The organism is Ruegeria sp. K3, assembly GCF_056531845.1.
Window position 1 is genome coordinate 2,501 of record NZ_JBQFMM010000026.1, and the last position, 3,469, is coordinate 5,969.

Consider the following 3,469-nt stretch of genomic DNA (forward strand, 5'->3'; position numbering starts at 1 on the left):
GGCCGACCGACATCGGCAGCATGGGTTCCAGGATAGAAGGCGGGAAAGTATGCTTTTGGTTCAGAAACAGAGGCGGCCTTTAGTTACCAGCTGGGTCTGCCGTGAAGGACGTCTGTCTTTCTCTTTCTGGATCAAATCAAGCGCGAGAAGGGCGTTTGGTGAATGCCTTGGCAGCAAGAGGCGATGAAAGACGTGATACTCTGCGATAAGCCATGGGGAGCTGAGAATAAGCTTTGATCCATGGATCTCTGAATGGGGCAACCCACCTGAAAGCTTCATATTGTTATCTTTGATACTCAATATGGGGTTTAAACAGGTACTTAAGACCTGAATACATAGGGTTTTAAGAGCAAACCCGGGGAACTGAAACATCTAAGTACCCGGAGGAAAGGAAATCAATTGATACTCCCCTAGTAGCGGCGAGCGAACGGGGACCAGCCGAGCCAGATAAGTGACTAGAACACGTTGGGAAGCGTGGCCATAGCGGGTGACAGCCCCGTATAGGAAGCTTTGATGGACGTATTAAGTAGGGCGGAACACGTGAAATTCTGTCTGAAGATCGGAGGACCACCTTCGAAGGCTAAGTACTCCTTGCTGACCGATAGCGAACCAGTACCGTGAGGGAAAGGTGAAAAGCACCCCGACGAGGGGAGTGAAACAGTACCTGAAACCGAACGCCTACAATCAGTCGGAGGATCCTCGAGATCTGACGGCGTACCTTTTGTATAATGGGTCATCGACTTGGTCTCACGAGCAAGCTTAAGCCGTTAGGTGTAGGCGTAGCGAAAGCGAGTCTTAATAGGGCGAATGAGTTCGTGGGATCAGACCCGAAACCGAGTGATCTAGGCATGGCCAGGTTGAAGGTAAGGTAACACTTACTGGAGGACCGAACCCACATCCGTTGAAAAGGATCGGGATGAGCTGTGCCTAGGGGTGAAAGGCCAATCAAACTCGGAGATAGCTGGTTCTCTGCGAAATCTATTTAGGTAGAGCGTCATCCGAATACCCCGGGGGGTAGAGCACTGGATGGGTAATGGGGCCCCACAGGCTTACTGATCCTAACCAAACTCCGAATACCCGGGAGTACTAGATGGCAGACACACTGCGGATGCTAACGTCCGTAGTGGAGAGGGAAACAACCCTGACCTACGACTAAGGCCCCCAATTCATGGCTAAGTGGGAAAGCAGGTGGGACGACCAAAACAACCAGGAGGTTGGCTTAGAAGCAGCCATCCTTTAAAGATAGCGTAACAGCTCACTGGTCTAAATAAGTTGTCCTGCGGCGAAGATGTAACGGGGCTCAAGCCATGAGCCGAAGTCTAGGGATGCGTAAGCATCGGTAGCAGAGCGTAGTGTGACATAGTCTCATTCCTCCTTCATGCCTTCGGGCAGATTGGAGGAGAGAGGCTTTCGATGAAGCCGGGGCGTGAGCCATCCGGTGGAGAGATCACTAGTGAGAATGATGACATGAGTAGCGACAAAGAGTGTGAGAGACACTCTCGCCGAAAGTCCAAGGGTTCCTGCTTAAAGCTAATCTGAGCAGGGTAAGCCGGCCCCTAAGCCGAGGCCGAAAGGCGTAGGCGATGGGAACTAGGTTAATATTCCTAGGCCAGGAGGATGTGACGGATCACAGGTGTAGTTCAATCTTATCGGATTGATTGGGCTGCTGAGTGGTTCCTGGAAATAGCCCTCCATCAGACCGTACCCTAAACCGACACAGGTGGACTGGTAGAGCATACCAAGGCGCTTGAGAGAACGATGTTGAAGGAACTCGGCAAAATACCTCCGTAAGTTCGCGAGAAGGAGGCCCGGTTCCTAGGCAACTAGGGGCTGGGGGCACAAACCAGGGGGTGGCGACTGTTTATTAAAAACACAGGGCTCTGCGAAGTCGCAAGACGACGTATAGGGTCTGACGCCTGCCCGGTGCCTGAAGGTTAAAAGGAGAGGTGAGAGCCTTGAATTGAAGCCCAGGTAAACGGCGGCCGTAACTATAACGGTCCTAAGGTAGCGAAATTCCTTGTCGGGTAAGTTCCGACCTGCACGAATGGCGTAACGACTTCCCCGCTGTCTCCAACATCGACTCAGCGAAATTGAATTGCCTGTCAAGATGCAGGCTTCCCGCGGTTAGACGGAAAGACCCCGTGCACCTTTACTACAGCTTCGCACTGGCATCAGGATTGTGATGTGCAGGATAGGTGGTAGGCTTTGAAGCGGAAACGCAAGTATCCGTGGAGCCTCCCTTGAGATACCACCCTTCGCACTCTTGATGTCTAACCGCGGTCCGTTATCCGGATCCGGGACCCTGCGTGGCGGGTAGTTTGACTGGGGCGGTCGCCTCCTAAAGCGTAACGGAGGCGCGCGAAGGTTGGCTCAGAGCGGTCGGAAATCGCTCGTTGAGTGCAATGGCAGAAGCCAGCCTGACTGCAAGACTGACAAGTCGAGCAGAGTCGAAAGACGGCCATAGTGATCCGGTGGTCCCGAGTGGAAGGGCCATCGCTCAACGGATAAAAGGTACGCCGGGGATAACAGGCTGATACTGCCCAAGAGTCCATATCGACGGCAGTGTTTGGCACCTCGATGTCGGCTCATCTCATCCTGGGGCTGGAGCAGGTCCCAAGGGTACGGCTGTTCGCCGTTTAAAGAGGTACGTGAGCTGGGTTTAGAACGTCGTGAGACAGTTCGGTCCCTATCTGCCGTGGGTGTAGGAGACTTGAGAGGAGTTGCCCCTAGTACGAGAGGACCGGGGTGAACGATCCACTGGTGGACCAGTTGTCGTGCCAACGGCAGTGCTGGGTAGCTATGATCGGACAGGATAACCGCTGAAGGCATCTAAGCGGGAAGCCCCCCTCAAAACAAGGTCTCCCTGAGGGCCGTGGAAGACCACCACGTCAATAGGCCGGAGATGTAAGCGCAGTAATGCGTTCAGTTGACCGGTACTAATCGCCCGATAGGCTTGATTTGATCCAGTAATGGAAAGACAAGACCAAAGCATACACTGACCTTGAGTTGGATAACGTCGCAGCGCCAAGCCGCGATGTTGGTTGATTATATAACCGAGTGGCAACGCGCCTTTTGCAAGCAAAAGACGCTGCCTGCCACCTCGTCGCTTTCTTGCAAAGCAAGAAAGTCGACATGGGCTTTTCCTCGGTTTGGTGGTCATAGCGCAAGTGAAACACCCGGTCCCATCCCGAACCCGGAAGTTAAGCACTGCCGCGCCAATGGTACTTGGGCTTAAGCCCCGGGAGAGTAGGTCACCGCCAAACCTAGAAAAAGCCCACAGTCTCTCAAACACGATGAAAAGAACACTACCCGGTCTCAAGTAGCCGAATAGGCGCTAGACCAACACAAGACCTCAAGTAGCGTAAGCGATAGGTCACTTAAAGTGTCGCGGGATGGAGCAGCCCGGTAGCTCGTCAGGCTCATAACCTGAAGGTCGCAGGTTCAAATCCTGCTCCCGCAACCAACTTTA

The 3,469-nt window shown here is 53.3% G+C and carries 1 tRNA gene and 2 rRNA genes; all 3 read left to right on the top strand.

Features of this window, described 5'->3' with window-relative positions:
• Positions 1 to 134 precede the first annotated feature (134 nt).
• The 3 genes from ACR0MP_RS21890 to ACR0MP_RS21900 all read left to right on the top strand — a co-directional run bounded on the left by ACR0MP_RS21890 (position 135) and on the right by ACR0MP_RS21900 (position 3,463).
• Positions 135 to 2,961: ribosomal RNA gene (locus ACR0MP_RS21890) — 23S ribosomal RNA — on the top strand.
• Between the two features lie 187 nt (positions 2,962 to 3,148).
• Positions 3,149 to 3,263 (top strand): 5S ribosomal RNA (gene rrf, locus ACR0MP_RS21895).
• Positions 3,264 to 3,386: 123 nt separating this feature from the next.
• Positions 3,387 to 3,463 (top strand) — tRNA-Met (locus ACR0MP_RS21900).
• Positions 3,464 to 3,469 lie beyond the last annotated feature (6 nt).